General features: G+C 58.0%; 12 protein-coding genes. 5 read left to right on the top strand and 7 right to left on the bottom strand.

The features are described 5' to 3' along the window. Window positions 1-3: 3 nt before the first annotated feature. The 6 genes from D0C27_RS02490 to aceE form a co-directional block, all read right to left on the bottom strand. Window positions 4-492 (bottom strand): CvpA family protein, encoded by a 489-nt coding sequence (locus D0C27_RS02490; protein WP_009457028.1) that lies wholly within the window; start codon window positions 490-492, stop codon window positions 4-6. After that, window positions 489-1,334, bottom strand: coding sequence for an SPOR domain-containing protein (locus D0C27_RS02485; protein WP_035271734.1), 846 nt, complete (start codon window positions 1,332-1,334; stop codon window positions 489-491). Before D0C27_RS02485 ends, D0C27_RS02490 begins: the two co-directional genes overlap by 4 nt. A 38-nt stretch (window positions 1,335-1,372) precedes the next feature. Next, entirely contained in the window at window positions 1,373-2,764 is a 1,392-nt protein-coding gene (folC, locus tag D0C27_RS02480; RefSeq protein WP_088450091.1) for a bifunctional tetrahydrofolate synthase/dihydrofolate synthase, read from the bottom strand. A gap of 92 nt (window positions 2,765-2,856) precedes the next feature. Next, a complete protein-coding gene (gene lpdA, locus D0C27_RS02475; RefSeq protein WP_137430322.1) occupies window positions 2,857-4,635 on the bottom strand; it encodes a dihydrolipoyl dehydrogenase in 1,779 nt (592 codons plus the stop codon). A 9-nt stretch (window positions 4,636-4,644) separates the two neighbouring features. Then, on the bottom strand, window positions 4,645-6,345 hold the full coding sequence (aceF, locus tag D0C27_RS02470; protein WP_137430321.1) for a dihydrolipoyllysine-residue acetyltransferase: 1,701 nt from the start codon (window positions 6,343-6,345) through the stop codon (window positions 4,645-4,647). Window positions 6,346-6,356: 11 nt separating this feature from the next. Then, window positions 6,357-9,065, bottom strand: a complete 2,709-nt coding sequence (gene aceE / locus D0C27_RS02465; RefSeq protein ID WP_137430320.1) for a pyruvate dehydrogenase (acetyl-transferring), homodimeric type — start codon at window positions 9,063-9,065, stop codon at window positions 6,357-6,359. Between the two features lie 267 nt (window positions 9,066-9,332). Between aceE and D0C27_RS02460 the strand changes: the two genes are divergently transcribed. From D0C27_RS02460 to D0C27_RS02440, 5 genes are read left to right on the top strand one after another with little or no spacing between them, the layout of a single operon-like run. Next, complete coding sequence (locus D0C27_RS02460) at window positions 9,333-11,090, top strand: PAS domain-containing sensor histidine kinase (protein WP_035271741.1); 1,758 nt, start codon at window positions 9,333-9,335, stop codon at window positions 11,088-11,090. Beyond that, window positions 11,087-11,710 (top strand): response regulator transcription factor, encoded by a 624-nt coding sequence (locus tag D0C27_RS02455; protein WP_042480818.1) that lies wholly within the window; start codon window positions 11,087-11,089, stop codon window positions 11,708-11,710. Before D0C27_RS02460 ends, D0C27_RS02455 begins: the two co-directional genes overlap by 4 nt. Further along, on the top strand, window positions 11,711-12,574 hold the full coding sequence (gene folD / locus D0C27_RS02450; protein WP_137430319.1) for a bifunctional methylenetetrahydrofolate dehydrogenase/methenyltetrahydrofolate cyclohydrolase FolD: 864 nt from the start codon (window positions 11,711-11,713) through the stop codon (window positions 12,572-12,574). It begins immediately after the preceding gene. 15 nt (window positions 12,575-12,589) lie between these two features. After that, on the top strand, window positions 12,590-14,662 hold the full coding sequence (locus D0C27_RS02445; RefSeq protein ID WP_137430318.1) for a M3 family metallopeptidase: 2,073 nt from the start codon (window positions 12,590-12,592) through the stop codon (window positions 14,660-14,662). A gap of 15 nt (window positions 14,663-14,677) precedes the next feature. Then, entirely contained in the window at window positions 14,678-15,289 is a 612-nt protein-coding gene (locus tag D0C27_RS02440) for an SCO family protein (RefSeq protein ID WP_137430317.1), read from the top strand. A gap of 129 nt (window positions 15,290-15,418) precedes the next feature. Here the strand turns inward: D0C27_RS02440 and fusA are convergent, their stop codons facing one another. Next, the gene (gene fusA, locus D0C27_RS02435) at window positions 15,419-17,536 is read right to left on the bottom strand and encodes an elongation factor G (RefSeq protein WP_137430316.1); all 2,118 of its coding nucleotides are present in this window, start codon (window positions 17,534-17,536) and stop codon (window positions 15,419-15,421) included. Window positions 17,537-17,687 lie beyond the last annotated feature (151 nt).

Raw genomic sequence — 17,687 nt, 5'->3', positions numbered from 1 at the left:
TTCTCAATAAGGCAGCCATTCTGCCAGAGACGGCGGCAGCATGGCCTTAATCGACTGCACCGCGCGGATCGCAGGCTCGGCCAGCTTGGCCTGCTCCCACCACGGTTCCTTAGGTAAATCGGTATGCCCGGCCAGGATGACCAGAATCAGCACGAGCAGCACCCCGCGAGCCAGCCCGAACAGGCCGCCCAAGCCATGATCGGCGGGCGTCAAACCCGTTTGCTCGATCAAGCTGGCCAACAGCATGTTCAACAGGCCCACCAGTAGCAAGACCATAAAAAAAACGGCTCCGTAGGCCAAAGCCGTACGTAATAAGCCGTTTTCTACCCAGACTTGTATCCAGCCTGATGTGCGTGGCCCCCACCAGATTGCGGCCATGAAGGCCAACAAATAGGCGCTGAGCGAAAGAACTTCCTTGATCAATCCGCGTATCAGGCCCAGAAGGCCTGACACACCCACAATTCCAAGGACGATATAGTCGAAGCTGCTCACTTAGCCGAGATAAAACTGTTCTCGTAACCGAGCGAGCGCAAGCGGGCCTGGGCTGCCTGAGCCGCTTCACGGGTGGGGAATGGCCCCACGCGCAAACGATAGGTTGGCTTGCCACCACTTTGTGCCGTCTCTACATAGGCATTGGTCACACCGGCCGATACCAGCTGATCACGACGCGACTGGGCATCGTTCTGGTTGGAATAGGCGACAATCTGCAAAATGAAGTTGCCTTGTTGCGTAGCCGGTTTAGCGGCAGCAGCAGGGGCTGGTTTACTCGGGACACGGCCTTCCAGCAGGGCCAGCGCGTAGGAGCCGTCATCGGTACGGCCATTTTGTGCAGGCGCTGGGCTTGGCTTGGGTTTTTCGACTGGCTTGGGCTTCTCAACCGGCTTGGGCGTCTCTGGACGTGTGGTCACAGGCGGCGGCGCAGCGGGAGTGCTAGGTGTCGTGACAGGAGCAGGATCGGTTTCCAGACCGGGATTGACCACGGCCAGACCACCGTCGGTACTGGTGGAAGGATCAGTGACCAGCGGCTCGTCAGGTTGTTCGATGACAGGAGCAGGCGTGCCTTCTTGCACCACCAGCTCGCCGGGACGAGTCTGCACTGTGCCCTGCCCCGTTGTCTGACCGATGGGACCCAGGGCCAAAGACTGCTCGGGCTCAGGTGGGGTCTTGTCGGCGGTCAGCATGGGCACCAGCACGACGACGGCCAGAACCAGAGCCAGCGCACCGATCAGACGGCGGCGAGCCCGTCCACGCAGTTCCGATAATTGTGAATCGCTGGAAGCACTGCCGCGGCGACCCGACGATGAGGAAGTATCGTTACGTGAAAATAAACCCATGAGCCCTAGACCTATGAAATAAGCAGTCTTACTGATATTCAGGAAGATGAACGGTCGTTTGCGGCTTCAAGTATTGGTCCTACTGTCGCAAACGAGCCAAACACGACAATTCTATCATTGTCACTGGCCTCTTTTAACGCCGCCTCGTAAGCGAGCTGAGGACTGTTGTAACTGGATACGACCGCTGACGCTTTACTGACCGAAGCGCGGGCAACCGGCCGAACACCTGGGCGATGCGAGCCAGATTCGGCCTCGGGTGCCAACACATCATCAGGCGTCTGACCACTGGCCAGAACCGCGCGTACATGATTGGCCAATTCTTCACCCGACATGCTGCGTGGACCTTCCAGACTGGCACACATCCAGTGGTCGATACGGGTAGCCATGCGGGCGATCACGCCGTCCACATCCTTGTCCTTGTACATACCCACGACGGCAATCGTCTTGGGGTAAGGCGGCATATTGTCCAGGTTCTGCGCCAAGGCAGCCGCCGCATGGGGGTTGTGAGCCACGTCAAAAATCACACAAGGCTGGCCAGGTTGAATCTGGAAGCGGCCCGGCATGTGAGCGCGCAATAAACCGGCACGTACGGCCTGCGCAGGCACAGCCAAACGTGGGTGCAGCGACTCCAGCGCAGCTAATGCCGCAGAAGCATTCAGCAGCTGATTCGCTCCACGCAAGGCCGGGTAAGCCAGGGCAGCGCGGCGCTGATTGCGGCCACCGTAAGCCCATTGCTGACGGTCGCCGGAATAGTTGAAATCTTTGCCAAACAGCCACAATTGGGCACCAATTTCCTGGGCGTAATCCAGCATGGTCTGTGGCGGCACGGGATCGGCACAGATCGCAGGACGATCGGCACGGAAAATATGGGCTTTCTCCCAGGCCACCTGTTCACGGGTATTGCCCAGGTACTCAGCATGGTCGATATCAATGCTGGTAATGATGGAACAGTCCGCATCAATGATGTTGACGGCATCGAGGCGACCACCCAGGCCCACTTCCAGCACCGCGACATCAACACGCTGCTCCTGGAACAGCAACAAGGCAGCCAGCGTGGAAAATTCAAAATAAGTCAGCGTTAGATCGCCACGAGCTTCGTTGATACGGGCAAATTGCGCCGTGATCTGTGCATCTTCGGCCATCTCGCCATTCAAGCGAATGCGTTCGTTATAGCGCACCAGATGCGGAGAGGCGTACACGCCTACCTTGTACGCGGCGGCCAGCAAAATCGCTTCCAGCATGGCGCAGGTCGAGCCTTTGCCGTTGGTGCCCCCCACCGTAATGACGACAGAATCCAGTTTGATGTTCAGACGTTGGGCAACCTCGCGAATCCGGCCCAGGCCCAGATCAATGGCCGAAGGATGCAAAGTTTCCAGATAGGACAGCCAGTCACTCAGCGAGGAGTCGGCTTTCAGAACAGGATGAGTCATGGACAACACCAATTACAAAATAAAAACGGCAGGCGCTGATGATAGCACCTGCCGTGATCCAATACGCCTTAACTATCAGGCGAATACTGGTATTACTTGCGACGCGTTGGAGGCAAGTCCGTGCACGTCCCTTCTGCGACGGCAGCAGCCTTGCTGACCGACTCGCACAAGGTGGGGTGCGGGTGGATGGATTTAGCCAGATCGACCGGGTCCACACCCATTTCGATAGCCAGAACCAGCTCACCAATCAGCTCGCCCGCATTGGTACCGACGATACCGCCACCCACGATACGGTGGGTTTCAGCATCGAACAGAACCTTGGTAAAGCCTTCGTCGCGGTTGTTCGCAATCGCGCGACCGGACGCAGCCCAGGGGAACACGCCCTTCTCGACCTTGATGCCGTCTTTCTTGGCCTGATCTTCTGTCAGACCCACCCAGGCGATTTCCGGATCGGTGTAAGCCACCGAAGGAATCACGCGAGCGTCAAAGAAGGATTTTTCACCGGCGATGACTTCAGCAGCCACGTGCGCTTCGTGCTCGGCCTTATGTGCCAGCATGGGCTGACCCACGATGTCGCCAATCGCATAGATGTGCGGCACGTTGGTGCGCTGTTGCTTGTCAACCGGGATGAAGCCACGATCTGTCACCTGCACACCGGCCTTCTCGGCACCGATCTTCTTGCCATTGGGCGAACGGCCCACGGCTTGCAGAACCAGGTCGTAACGCTGCGGCTCGGCCGGAGCATTCTTGCCTTCGAAAGTCACCCAGATGCCATCTTCGCGCGCTTCGGCGGCCACAGTGCTGGTTTCCAGCATCATGTGATCAAAGCGGTGCTTGTTCATCTTCTCCCACACCTTGACCACGTCGCGGTCTGCTCCTGGCATCAAGCCAGTTTGCATTTCCACCACGTCCAGGCGTGCACCCAGAGCCGAGTACACCGTACCCATTTCCAGACCGATGATGCCACCACCCACGATCAGCATGCGCTTGGGCACAGACTTCAGTTCCAGCGCGCCGGTGGAGTCCACCACGCGTGGATCGTCAGGCAGGAATGGCAGTTTTACCGACTGGCTACCGGCCGCAATAATGGCCGAGCCGAACTTGATCACTTTCTTGGTGCCGTCGTTGGCGGTCACTTCGATGTGGTTGGGGTCCAGGAACTGGCCGTTACCAACCACAACCTGCACCTTGCGGCCCTTGGCCATACCGGCCAGGCCACCGGTCAGCTTGCCGATCACCTTGTTCTTGTAATCGCGCAGCGCGTCGATATCGATTTGCGCTTCACCGAACTTGATGCCGTGTGTTGCCAGGGACTTGGCTTCCTCGTAGACCGCTACGGTGTGCAGCAAGGCCTTGGAAGGAATACAACCCACGTTCAAACACACGCCACCCAAGGTGCTGTAGCGCTCGACCAGAGCCACTTTCAGGCCCAGGTCAGCCGCACGGAAGGCCGCGTTGTAACCGCCTGGGCCCGCGCCCAGAACGACCACATCCACGGAATCATCCGCGCCGCCCTGATGGCTGGCCGCCTGCGGAGCAGGTGCCGCAGCCGGAGCGGCAGCGGCCGGAGCCGCCGCTGCTTTAGGCGCTTCTTCTTGTTTAGCGGGTGCTGCAGCGGGAGCGGCTTGGCTCTCCGACGCTTCAATCTTGGCAATGGCCGAACCCTGGGAGACTTTGTCACCCACTTTGACCAGCAACTCCTTGATCACGCCTGCCTGAGCGGCAGGGATTTCCATGGAGGCCTTGTCGGACTCCACGGTGATCAGGCTTTGCTCGACCTCGACCGTATCGCCGACTTGCACCAGCACTTCGATGACATCTACTTCACCGGAGTCGCCGATATCCGGGACCGTCATATCAATCAGACTCATGACAACTCCTTACAGTGCGATGCGACGGAAGTCGGCCAGCATCGTTGCCAGGAAGGCATTGAAACGGGCGGCGGCGGCACCATCGATAACGCGGTGGTCGTAGGACAGGGACAGAGGCAGCATCAGACGTGGCTCGAATTCCTTGCCATTCCAGACTGGCTGCATGGAGGAACGCGACAGACCCAGAATGGCCACTTCTGGCGCATTGATAATGGGTGTGAAGTCCGTACCGCCAATACCGCCCAGCGAGGAAATGGTGAAGCAACCGCCTTGCATCTGAGCAGCGCTCAGCTTGCCATCACGGGCAGCCGCAGCCAGTTCGCCCGTTTCGCGAGCGATGTCCAGAATGCCTTTCTTGTCGGCATCACGGATAACCGGCACAACCAGACCGTTAGGCGTATCCGCTGCAAAACCAATATGGTAGTACTGCTTGAGCACCAGATTGTCGCCGTCCAGCGAAGCGTTGAACTCGGGGAATTTCTTCAGGGCAGCCACGGCAGCCTTGATGACGAAAGCCAGCATGGTGACGCGAGCGCCGGACTTCTTGTATTCCTCGTTCAGCTCTTTACGCAGGGCTTCCAAAGAGGTGATGTCAGCCACATCGTTATTCGTGACATGAGGAATCATGACCCAGTTGCGATGCAGGTTGGCACCGGAAATCTTCTTGATGCGCGACAGGGCCTGAGTTTCGACTGGGCCAAACTTGGCAAAATCGACCTTGGGCCAGGCCAACACATCCAGACCACCGACTTGAGCAGCGGTACCGGCAGCAATAACCGGAGCAGCGCCGCCCGCCATGACCTGCTTCACAAAGCCACGCACGTCGTCAGCCGTAATACGACCTTTATCGCCCGAGCCATGAACCTTGGTCAGATCCACACCCAGCTCGCGAGCAAACTTGCGTACGCTAGGCGAGGCATGCGGCAGATTGCGCAAGGAGCCTTCGGTTTCCGCAAAAGCGGCAGTGGGCGAAACACGCTCTGGAGCCGGCGCACCAGCACCGACCACCACCGAGGAGCTGGCAGCAGGAGCGGCCGCTGCTGCAGGAGCAGGTTCGGCTTTAGGGGCGGAAGCGGCCTCGGCCTTGGCGGGTGCAGGGGCTGCAGCAGCTCCTTGCACTGTCAGTTCCAGAATGTCGCTACCCTGGCTGACCTTGTCACCCAGTTTCACTTTGATGGCCGTCACCACACCGGCGTGGGAGGACGGCACTTCCATGGAAGCCTTGTCCGACTCCACGGTGATCAGGCTTTGATCCACTTCAATGGTGTCACCCACTTGCACCATGATTTCGATAACGTCCACATCGCGGGCGTCGCCAATATCAGGCACTTGGACGGTAACTTGCTGTTCACCACCGGCCGGGGCTGCCGCGGCGGCGGCAGGAGCCGCTGCGGGCGCAGCTTCAGCTTTAGGAGCGGGAGCAGCTTCGGCCTTGGCAGGCTCAGCGGCAGGCGCGGCCTGCGCGCCTTCGGCGGCTTCCAGTTCCAGAACCAGACTGCCTTCCTTAACCTTGTCGCCCAGCTTGACCTTGATCGACTTGACCACGCCAGCATCGGACGAGGGGATTTCCATGGAGGCCTTGTCGGACTCCACAGTAATCAGACTTTGCTCGACCTCAATGGTCTCGCCTTCCTTGACCAGGATTTCGATCACTTCGACAGCGTCGTCAGCACCGATATCCGGGATTTTGACTTGAATGATATTGCTCATGGTTCAGTCCCTTATGCGTGCTGCGGGTTGGCCTTGGAAGGATTGATGCCGTATTTGGCAATCGCCTCGGACGCTTTGCTGAACGGAATCTTGCCGTCTTCAGCCAGCGCGCGCAGAGCAGCCAGCACCACGAAGTGACGATCAACCTCAAAGTGCTCGCGCAGCTTGAAGCGGTAGTCGGAGCGGCCAAAACCATCGGTGCCCAACACTTTGAAGGTGCGATCCTTAGGCACGAACGGACGAATCTGGTCGCCAAAGGCCTTGACGTAGTCGGTGGAGACCACGATAGGACCGTCCGTTTTAGCCAGTTGAGTCGTCACGTAAGGCACGGGCAGATCCTTGCCTTCAGGATTCAGCAGCGCAGCGCGTTCGCAATCCAGACCATCACGACGCAGTTCGGTAAAGCTGGTCACGCTCCAAACGTCGGAGCCAATGCCCCAGTCTTTTTCCAGCAGTTCTTGTGCTGCGATCACTTCGCGCAAAATCGTGCCCGAACCCATCAGCTGAACGCGCAGCTTGCTGTCCTTGGCCACGGACTTGAACTTGTACATACCGCGCAGGATGCCTTCTTCGTCGCCTTCGACCAGACCGGGCTGAGCGTAGTTCTCGTTCATCAGGGTGACGTAGTAGTACACGTCTTCCTGGTCCTGAACCATGCGCTTCAAACCATGCTGCATGATGACAGCCACTTCGTGAGCGAAGGTGGGGTCGTAGGATACGCAGTTAGGAATCAGCGAGGACTGAATATGGCTGTGGCCATCTTCGTGCTGCAAACCTTCACCGTTCAAGGTGGTGCGACCGGCAGTGCCGCCCAGCACGAAACCGCGTGCCTTCATGTCACCCGCTGCCCAGGCCAGATCGCCAAAGCGCTGGAAGCCGAACATGGAGTAGTAAATGAAGAACGGAATCATGATGCGGTTGCTGTTGGAGTACGACGTGGCCGCCGCAATCCAGGAGCTGAAAGCACCCTGTTCGTTAATACCTTCCTGCAACAACTGACCATTGGCCGTTTCGCGGTAGTACATGACCTGGTCTTTATCGACCGGGGTGTACTTCTGGCCTTCCGGTGCGTAAATACCGATCTGACGGAACAGACCTTCCATACCAAAGGTACGGGATTCGTCTGCCAGGATAGGTACGGCACGAGGGCCCACTTGCTTGTCGCGCAGCAAGGTGTTGAAAAAGCGCACAAACGCTTGCGTCGTGGAAATCTCACGGCCTTCGGCAGTAGCTTCCAGCATGGGCTTGAATGCGTCCAGGGTCGGCACGGTCAGCTGTTCATCGGCCTTGGTGCGACGCTTGGGCAAGTAGCCGCCCAATGCCTGACGGCGGGCGTGCAGGTATTGCATTTCTGGAGAGTCATCAGCTGGCTTGAAGTAAGGCAGCTCTTCCAGTTTGTCATCAGGAACCGGGATGTTGAAACGGTCGCGGAATTCGCGCACGGCGTCCAGATCCAGGCTCTTTTGTTGGTGCGATGGGTTCTTGGCCTGGCCCACGTGGCCCATGCCGTAGCCCTTGATGGTCTTGGCCAGAATAACGGTAGGCTGACCTTCGTGCTTGGTGGCAGCGTCAAACGCAGCGTACACCTTGTGAGGATCGTGACCGCCACGGTTCAGACGCCAGATGTCCTCGTCGCTCATGCGGCTGACCATTTCCAGCAGCTTGGGGTGCTTGCCAAAGAAGTGCTCGCGAACGTAGGCACCGTCGTTGGCCTTGTAGGCCTGGTATTCGCCGTCCACGGTTTCTTCCATGACCTTGCGCAGGATGCCTTCCTTGTCACGGGCCAACAATGGATCCCAGTAACCGCCCCAGATCAGTTTCAGCACGTTCCAGCCTGCACCACGGAAGGTACCTTCCAGTTCCTGGATGATTTTGCCGTTACCGCGCACAGGACCGTCCAGACGCTGCAAGTTACAGTTCACGATGAAAATCAGGTTGTCCAGTTTTTCACGTGCAGCCAGACCGATGGCGCCCAGGGATTCGGGTTCGTCCATCTCGCCGTCGCCCAGGAATACCCAGACTTTACGGCCGCTGGTATCAGCAATGCCACGGGCATGCAGGTACTTCAGGAAACGAGCCTGGTAGATCGCCATCAATGGGCCCAGACCCATGGATACGGTGGGGAACTGCCAGAATTCGGGCATCAACTTGGGATGCGGGTAGGATGGCAGGCCTTTGCCATCAACTTCCTGACGGAAGTTATTCAGTTGATCTTCGGAGATACGGCCTTCCATAAAGGCGCGGGCGTAAATACCGGGCGAGGAGTGACCTTGGAAAAACACCATGTCGCCGCCGTGATCTTCGGTTTCAGCGTGCCAGAAGTGGTTCTGACCGCAGCCAATCATGGTGGCCAGCGAAGCAAAGGAGGCAATGTGACCGCCCAGACCACCGCCATCAGGAGGGGTTTCGCGGTTGGCGCGCACCACCATGGCCATGGCGTTCCAGCGAATGTAGGAACGGATACGCTCTTCGAGCATCAGATTGCCAGGGTGGGCAGGTTCCAGACCGGGAGGAATCGTGTTCTCGTAAGCCGTGTTGGGCGAGAACGGGATGTGAGCACCGGAGCGACGGGCCAGATCGATCAGCTTTTCGATCAGATCATGAGCACGGGCCGGGCCTTCACGGTCCACCACCGCTTCCAGGGCGTCAAGCCACTCTTTTGTTTCTAGGGCTTGGTCTTGACTGACCTGAGCCGAACTATTGTCTTGGGTTGAGGACATATAGTGTCTCCATATATGTGGTAGTAGTCCGGTCTTGCTCGACGCTGAGCCGCCCATCTAATAAGAAGTAAAGCGATCCTGACCGAAGCGGGTTTTGCGGACTGTGAGCGTTCAAGGCGGGGTACGCCTGCACCAAACCATTCTAGGAAAGAACACAGAAACGCTCAAGCAAAATTTCATTTTATGGTATGTGTTTTCATAATACGAAATATCACTAAAAAAAATAGCCCTACATTACAATCCAGCCATACTTCTTTTCTTGCTGTTATGGCTACTCATCCCAAAAAGTCTCTGATCCCTTCAACCTTCTATGATCAGGCCAAGCAGAATCGGCGTGGATTCTATTGGCTGACACCGGTTGTCGTGCTGTTTCTCTACCTGTGTGTCATGGGGGTATTCCTGTGGCTGCAGCGTTTGCAAAACGATAGCGTCATGTTTGTGACCATCGACCAGGAAACGCGCCAGCAACGCCTGATGATGGTAATTCTGGCCCTGTCCCTGGTGATTGTGGTCAGTTTGCTGGCCCTGTGGCGCTATACCCGCTTCCGCACCCATGCCGAGGCAGCACAAACCGCCGAGACGGGTTTCCGGCGTGCCATGGAAAACTCCATGTCCACGGGGATGCGCGTGTTTGACATGCAGGGCCGCATCGCTTATGTGAATCCGGCTTTTTGCAGAATGATTGGCTGGAATGAGGCCGATCTGGTCGGTCGCACCGCCCCTTTCCCTTACTGGTTACCCGGTCGTCATCAACAGCACCAGGAAACCCTGGATCTTTTGCTGTCCGGCCGCACGCCCAGCAGTGGTCTGGAAGTGGAGGCTCAGCGCCGCGATGGCTCACGCTTTACAGCCCGTATGTATGTCTCGCCCCTGCGTGCCCCCAATGGAGAGCAGATCGGCTGGATGACTTCCATGACGGACATTACCGAACCCAAGCGTATTCGCGAAGCCCTGACCGCCGCGCATGAACGCTTCATGACGGTGCTGGAAGGTCTGGATGATGCCATTTCCGTGGTGGCCGATACATCGGACGGTCTAGAACTGCTGTTTGCCAACCGCACCTATCGTCGCTTCTTTGGCGCCCAATCCAATGGTCACGCTGAATTGCTGGGTGGCCGCCTGGGTCGCTTTACGGATGAAACCGTAGAGATTTACTCCGAATCGGCGGCCCGCTGGTTTGAAGTCCATCACCGCATGCTGGCCTGGACGGATGGCCGTCGTGTGCGTCTGCAAGTGGCGCGCGATATTACCGACCGCCGCAAGCACGAAGAAGCCTCGCGCATTCAGCAGGAAAAGGTGCAGTTGACCAGCCGCCTGACCACCATGGGCGAAATGGCTTCCTCGCTGGCGCACGAATTGAACCAGCCGCTGACGGCCATCAATAACTACAGCATGGGCGCAGTTGCCATGCTGAAATCTGGTCGCTACCAGCCTGAAACCCTGCTGGCCGCGCTGGAAAAAGCGGCCCAGCAAGCCGAGCGCGCGGGCAAGATCATCAGCCGCATTCGTGAATTTGTGAAGCGTAGCGAACCGCGCCGCGTCCGCGTCAAGGTCATGCGTATTGTGGAAAATGCCGTCGGCTTTGCCGAAATCGACGCCCGCAAGCGCCAGATCGAAATTGAATTGAGCATTCCTGATCCGGTTCCTGACGTCATTGCCGACCCCATTCTCATAGAACAGGTATTATTGAATCTGCTCAAAAATGGGATCGAAGCCATGGAACACAGCGAGCATCATGTGCTTCAATTGGTGATTACCCAACAAGAATCGCTTTTGGAGATGGCCGTCATCGATCGCGGTCATGGCTTGAAAGACCCCGAGCGCCTCTTTGAACCGTTTTACAGTACCAAGTCCGAAGGCCTTGGGATGGGCCTGAATATCTGTCGCACAATTATTGAATCGCATCACGGCCGCCTGTGGGCTGTCGGCAATCCAGAGGGTGGAACGATTTTCCGTTTCAGTCTACCTTGTGCGGCACCGGATGTAACGGACACCCTTGATAACAAACTGGAGATACCCGAATGACCAGCCCGCAAATGCCATGCACCATTTACGTAGTCGATGACGACGAAGCCGTACGGGACTCCTTGCGCTGGCTCCTGGAAGCCAACGGCTATCGGGTCCGCTGCTTTGCATCGGGCGAAGAGTTTCTGGGCGCCTACGACCCGGCCCAGGTGGCTGTCCTGATTGTGGACGTGCGCATGCCCGGCATGAGCGGCCTGGAGCTGCAAGAAGCCCTGATCGCTCGCAAGTCGAACATCCCGATTGTGTTCATTACCGGCCACGGTGACGTGCCCATGGCTGTGAGCACCATGAAGAAAGGCGCTATCGACTTTCTGGAAAAACCCTTTAACGAAGCCGATCTGCGCACCATTGTCAGCCGCATGATCGAACAGGCTACGGCTCGTGCCTCGCAAGCGCAGGCGCAAAAAGATCAACAAGAAGTCCTGGGCCGCCTGACAGCGCGCGAACAGCAAGTGCTGGAACGCATTGTTGCCGGTCGCCTGAACAAGCAGATTGCTGGGGACTTGAACATCAGCATTAAAACTGTCGAAGCGCATCGCGCCAATATCATGGAAAAACTGGAAGTCACTACGGTTGCCGACCTCATGAAAATCGCCCTCACCAAGTCCGAGGATGCGTAAATGAGTGCTCGCATTATTGATGGAAAAAAGCTGTCCACCGCCATCAAGGCGGACGTTGCAGAACGCGTTGCCAAGCTGAAACAAACCCACGGCATTCAAGCCGGTTTGACCGTGGTGCTGGTCGGTGAAGATCCGGCCTCCCAGGTTTATGTACGCAACAAGGGCCTGGCATGCGAAGCCGCCGGCCTGAAGTCCGAAATCATCCGCCTGCCGGCTGACACCACCGAAACCAAGCTGCTGGCCCTGATCACCCGCTTGAATCAGGACAACTCGGTGCACGGCATTCTGGTTCAGTTGCCCCTGCCCGCCCATCTGGACGAGCACAAGGTGATTGAAACCATTGCACCGCACAAGGACGTGGATGGTTTCCACGTCAGCAATGCCGGCATGCTCATGACGGGCAAGCCGCTATTTGCACCTTGCACGCCCTACGGCGTCATGAAAATGCTGGAATCCGAAAGCGTGGCACTGCGCGGTGCAGAAGCCGTAGTCGTGGGCGCCAGCAATATCGTGGGCAAACCCATGGCCATGCTCTTGCTGGCTGCGGGCGCTACCGTCACCCTCTGTAACTCCAAAACGCGCGATCTGGCCGCCCAGACACGCCGTGCCGATGTGCTGGTCGCTGCCGTAGGCCGCCCTGGCATCATTACCGGCGATATGGTCAAGCCCGGTGCCGTCGTGATCGACGTGGGTATCAACCGCGGTGCAGACGGCAAGCTGTGCGGCGACGTGGACTTTGCCAGTGCCAGCGAAGTGGCCTCGGCCATTACGCCCGTACCCGGCGGTGTCGGCCCCATGACCATTGCCATGCTGCTGGTCAACACCTTGGAAGCGGCCGAACGTTCGGCCAACATCAGTCTTTAATTTAATCAACGGTTTATGACGACAAATCCCTTACTGGTTCCTATCGACAGCCTTATTGACTATCCCGCCATCCAGCCCGAGCACATCGAGCAGGCGGTGGACCAACTGCTGGCCTTGGCCCGCCAAGCCGTAGACACAGTCTCCAACGACGATAGCGAACCCAGTTGGGACAACATCGTCGAGCCCATCACCGACGCCACCGAAACCTTGTATCGCGCCTGGTCGGTGGCCGGTCACCTGAACTCGGTCATCAATACGCCCGAACTGCGCACGGTGTACAACCAGTGCCTGCCGCGCATGAGCGAGTTCTCGACCTGGGTGGGCTTGAACCGTCCTTTGTTCCTGCGTTATCAGGCGCTAGCCGACAGCCCGGCCTTTGCCACCCTGACGCCCCAGCGCCAACGCATCATTACCATGGCCCTGCGCGATTTCCGCCTGAGCGGCGTGCAACTGGAGGGTCAGGCACGTGAAGACTACGCCCGTATTTCCGAAGAGCTGGCGCAAACCTCGCAGCAATTCTCCGAGCATGTACTGGATGCCATTGATCAGTGGCATTACCTGGTCACTGACCAGGCCGAGCTGGACGGTATCCCGGACGATGTGCTGGCCGCTGCCCAACGCGCTGCTCAGGAAAACGATCAGCAAGGCTGGCGTCTGACGCTGAAAATGCCTTGCTACCTGCCCGTCATGCAATACGCACGCAACCAGACCTTGCGTGAGTTGATGTACCGGGCCTACACCACCATTGCCTCCGATCAGGGCGATGCCCAGTTTGATAATTCCCAAGCGATTGAAACGCTGCTGGATCTGCGTGCCCAGGAAGCCAGCCTGCTCGGTTTTGCCAGCTACGCCCATATGCGTCTGGAAACCCGCATGGCCGACACCCCGGAACAGGTGATGAGCTTCTTGCGCGATCTGGCTGCCAAGGCTCGCCCTTACGCCCGCCAGGACCTGGACGAGCTGCAAGCCTTCGCCAAAAAGGAGCTGGGCCTGGACACCCTGCAAGCCTGGGATGTGCCGTTCAGCGCTGAACGCCTGCGTGAACAGCGCTACGCCTACTCGGAAGACGAGGTCAAACAGTACTTCACGGAACCCGCCGTTCTGAACGGCCTGTTCAAAGTCATTCAGCGCTTGTTTGACGTGACACTGCGCGCCGCCGACGTGCCTGCCTGGCATCCTGCCGTACGCCCCTTTGAAGTCATGGCTTCCGACGGCAAAGTTCTGGGTTATCTGTACATGGACCTGCACGCCCGCCAAGGCAAGCAAGGCGGTGCCTGGGTCGATAGCGAACGCAGCCGTCGCCGTCTCGGTGAAGAACTGTGCCTGCCTATTGCCTACCTGGTATGCAACTTTGCCGAACCCCAGCCTGGTCGCCCCGCCCTGCTCACGCATGACGATGTGATCACCCTGTTCCACGAGTCCGGCCACGCCCTGCACACTCTGCTCTCGCGTGTGGATGATCCAGCCGCCTCGGCCTTCTCCGCCGTGGAATGGGACGCCATCGAATTGCCTTCGCAATTCATGGAAAATTTCTGCTGGGAATGGCCTGTCGTGCAAATGCTGACTGCCCACGTGGAAACCGGCGAGCACCTGCCCCGTGCGCTCTACAACAAGCTGAACCTGGCCCGCAACTTCCAGAGCGGCATGCAAATGGTGCGCCAGCTGGAGTTTTCCCTGTTCGACATGCTGATCCACTCGCGTGACAGCGGCCTGAGCATTGATGCCGTCATGGAGATTCTGGATCAGGTTCGCCAGGAAGTCGCCGTGCTGTTCCCGCCTGAGTGGCACCGTTTCCCGCATCAGTTCTCGCACTTGTTTGCGGGTGGCTACGGCGCAGGTTACTACAGCTACAAATGGGCTGAAGTCCTGTCCGCCGACGCTTACTCGGCCTTTGAGGAAAAAGCCTATACCCACTCGGATGGGGCACGTGATACCCTCGACAGCAATACGGGTCATCGCTTCTGGCGCGAGATTCTGTCCGTAGGGGGCGAACGCCCGGCTGCCGACTCCTTCCGTGCATTCCGTGGCCGCGATCCTTCCATTACCGCCCTGCTCCGTCACAGCGGGCTCACTCCAGAGCCTGCTTAAACTCAGAGGACGTCCATGACACCCAGCCCAGTAAAGTCCATTCTTGTCTTATTTAAACAGTTTGGCCTGACACTGGCGCTGGGCTTGTTCCTGCTGGGCAACGCTGCCGCTGCCAATCTGCATCCCGTACGTGGCTTCCTGCCCGATCTGCGCTTTTCCCTTCAAGCCGCTGGCCCCAAAACCGTCACCCAGGATGACTTCAAAGATAAAGTCGTCATGATGTTTTTTGGCTATGCCAGTTGTCCGGATATTTGCCCTACCACCTTGGCCCAGCTGGGCCTGGTCATGGAAGAGCTGGGGAACGATGCCGAGCAGGTGCGCATCCTCTTTGTCAGTGTGGACCCCCACCGCGATACGCCCGACTCCCTGGCCCGTTATGTGGCCGCTTTTGATGGCAAGCACACCACCGGCCTGACAGGCTCTGAAAAGCAGATCGCGAATCTGGCCCGTCGTTACCGAGTGGCCTTCCAGATTGAAAAACCCGATCCCAAAGCACCCGAAAACTACGAGGTCTCGCACAGCCGTGGCGTGTATATCTTCGATCAGCAAGGCAGAGCGCGATATCTGGCACCGGACACCGAGTCAGTGCAGGTTCTGGCGGATGGGGTACGCAGTCTGCTGAACTAAGCGGGCTTGGGCCTGAATCAAACCTCAGATCAGACTGGCCAACAGCGCCCTCAGCACAACAACAAGCAAAGCATCGGGGCGGGTGTTCCCGTGCCTGGTTAGACACAAGAATACCCGCCCCCTTTAGTATCAGCCTCCGTGTCGTGCGCTCTGACGTTCAGCCACCAGATCCTGCACCATGGACTTGGGCACCTCCGCGTAGCGTTTGAACTCCATGGAGTACGTCGCACGGCCCTGGGACATGGAACGCAGCGTAGTGGCATAGCCAAACATCTCGGACAAAGGCACTTCCGCCTTGATCAGCTTGCCCGCCCCCACCATGTCATCCATACCCTGCACCATGCCCCGACGGCTGGACAGATCGCCCATCACATTGCCGGCATAGTCTTCAGGCGTTTCCACTTCCACCGCCATCATGGGCTCCAGGATCACGGGTGATGCCTGCTTGGCCGCTTCCTTGAAACCAAAGATCGCCGCCATCTTGAAGGCTTGCTCGGACGAGTCCACGTCATGATAGGAACCGAAGGTCAAGGTGACTTTCACATCCACCACGGGATAGCCCGCCAGCACACCACTGTTCAGGGCCTCCAGCACACCTTTTTCCACTGCCGGAATGTACTCACGCGGAACCACCCCGCCCTTGATGGCGTCGACAAACTCCAAGCCCTTGCCCGCCTCTTGCGGCTCCAGGGTGAAGACCACATGGCCGTACTGTCCTTTACCACCGGACTGACGCACAAACTTGCCTTCGACATCGCGCACGGTCTTGCTGATGGTTTCGCGGTAGGCCACTTGTGGTTTGCCCACATTCGCTTCCACGCCAAACTCGCGCTTCATGCGATCCACAATGATCTCCAGATGCAGCTCGCCCATACCGCCAATAATCGTCTGGCCCGACTCCTCGTCCGTGCTGACACGGAAGGACGGATCTTCAGAAGCCAGGCGCGAGAGCGCAATCCCCATCTTTTCCTGATCGGATTTGGTCTTGGGCTCCACAGCCTGACGAATCACCGGCTCGGGAAACTCCATGCGCTCCAGGGTGATAATGGCCGAAGGATCACACAAGGTTTCCCCTGTGCTGACCTCTTTCAGACCAACGCAAGCGGCAATATCACCCGCATGCAGCTCATCGACCTCATGCCTGTCATTGGCATGCATCTGCACAATCCGGCCAATACGCTCTTTCTTGCCACGGCCGGGAATATAGACGCTATCGCCCTTGGCCAGCACACCGGAATACACACGCACAAAGGTTAACTGGCCGACATACGGGTCCGTCATCAGCTTGAAGGCCAATGCCGAGAACTTCTCATTGTCGTCAGATTGGCGAGTCACGATTTCGCCAGCCTCGTCCACGCCTTGCACTGCAGGCACATCTACGGGAGAAGGTAGCAGCTCCACCACCGCATCCAGCATGCGTTGCACACCCTTGTTCTTGAAGGCCGAGCCACACAGCATGGGCTGAATCTCTCCGGCAATAGTACGCAAGCGCAGGCCCAACGTAATCTGGTCCACGCTCAGATCACCCGTTTCCAGGTACTGATTCATCAGCTCTTCATTGGCTTCGGCCGCCGCTTCCAGCATGCGCTCGCGCCATTGCTTGGCCGTAGCGAGCAAATCCGCAGGGATGTCCTCAAAACTGAACTTCATGCCCTGAGAGGCCTCGTCCCACACAATCGCTTTCATCAAACGTAGGTCAATCACGCCCTTGAAGCCATCTTCAGCCCCCATAGGAATCACCACAGGCACGGGATTGGCCTTGAGGCGGTCCACCATCATCTGACGTACGCGAAAGAAATCCGCCCCGACGCGGTCCATCTTGTTGACGAAGGCCAGGCGCGGAACCTTGTACTTGTTGGCCTGACGCCAAACCGTTTCAGATTGTGGCTGTACCCCACCGACCGCGTCATACACCATGACCGCGCCGTCCAGCACGCGCATGGAGCGTTCAACCTCGATGGTGAAATCCACGTGGCCGGGGGTGTCGATGATATTGATGCGGTGCTCGGGCAGCGAGCCATCCATGCCTCGCCAAAAGCAGGTGGTGGCCGCCGAGGTAATGGTGATGCCACGCTCCTGCTCCTGGCTCATCCAGTCCATAGTGGCCGCCCCGTCATGCACTTCCCCCAGCTTGTGACTGACGCCGGTGTAAAAAAGAATGCGCTCGGTCGTGGTGGTTTTGCCAGCGTCAATATGCGCCGAGATACCAATGTTCCGATAGCGAGTGATGGGTGTATGGCGAGCCATGATGATTGTCCTTGGAGTCGTCCTGCCTTGCGGTGCAAGGCACCTGGGCTCCTGTTGTTTCAGTGGTTGATAACAATCAGATAGTACGCCTACAATCGTACTATTAACAAGATTTTTTCCACGCGCCGTGCATCCACACCACAGCGCGAAA

It is taken from the genome of Alcaligenes faecalis (assembly GCF_005311025.1).
Taxonomy (GTDB): Bacteria; Pseudomonadota; Gammaproteobacteria; order Burkholderiales; family Burkholderiaceae_B; genus Alcaligenes; species Alcaligenes phenolicus.
The sequence above is the reverse complement of the archived record's forward strand: the minus strand, read 5'-3'. Positions and strand labels throughout refer to the sequence as shown.

Excerpts from the sequence above, each read along its gene's own strand:
- D0C27_RS02440 (WP_137430317.1), top strand. The coding sequence starts at position 14,678 with ATGACACCCAGCCCAGTAAAGTCCATTCTTGTCTTATTTAAACAGTTT.
- fusA (WP_137430316.1), bottom strand. The coding sequence starts at position 17,536 with ATGGCTCGCCATACACCCATCACTCGCTATCGGAACATTGGTATCTCG.
- D0C27_RS02445 (WP_137430318.1), top strand. The coding sequence starts at position 12,590 with ATGACGACAAATCCCTTACTGGTTCCTATCGACAGCCTTATTGACTAT.
- aceE (WP_137430320.1), bottom strand. The coding sequence starts at position 9,065 with ATGTCCTCAACCCAAGACAATAGTTCGGCTCAGGTCAGTCAAGACCAA.
- D0C27_RS02460 (WP_035271741.1), top strand. The coding sequence starts at position 9,333 with ATGGCTACTCATCCCAAAAAGTCTCTGATCCCTTCAACCTTCTATGAT.
- folC (WP_088450091.1), bottom strand. The coding sequence starts at position 2,764 with ATGACTCATCCTGTTCTGAAAGCCGACTCCTCGCTGAGTGACTGGCTG.
- lpdA (WP_137430322.1), bottom strand. The coding sequence starts at position 4,635 with ATGAGTCTGATTGATATGACGGTCCCGGATATCGGCGACTCCGGTGAA.
- aceF (WP_137430321.1), bottom strand. The coding sequence starts at position 6,345 with ATGAGCAATATCATTCAAGTCAAAATCCCGGATATCGGTGCTGACGAC.
- D0C27_RS02455 (WP_042480818.1), top strand. The coding sequence starts at position 11,087 with ATGACCAGCCCGCAAATGCCATGCACCATTTACGTAGTCGATGACGAC.
- folD (WP_137430319.1), top strand. The coding sequence starts at position 11,711 with ATGAGTGCTCGCATTATTGATGGAAAAAAGCTGTCCACCGCCATCAAG.
- D0C27_RS02485 (WP_035271734.1), bottom strand. The coding sequence starts at position 1,334 with ATGGGTTTATTTTCACGTAACGATACTTCCTCATCGTCGGGTCGCCGC.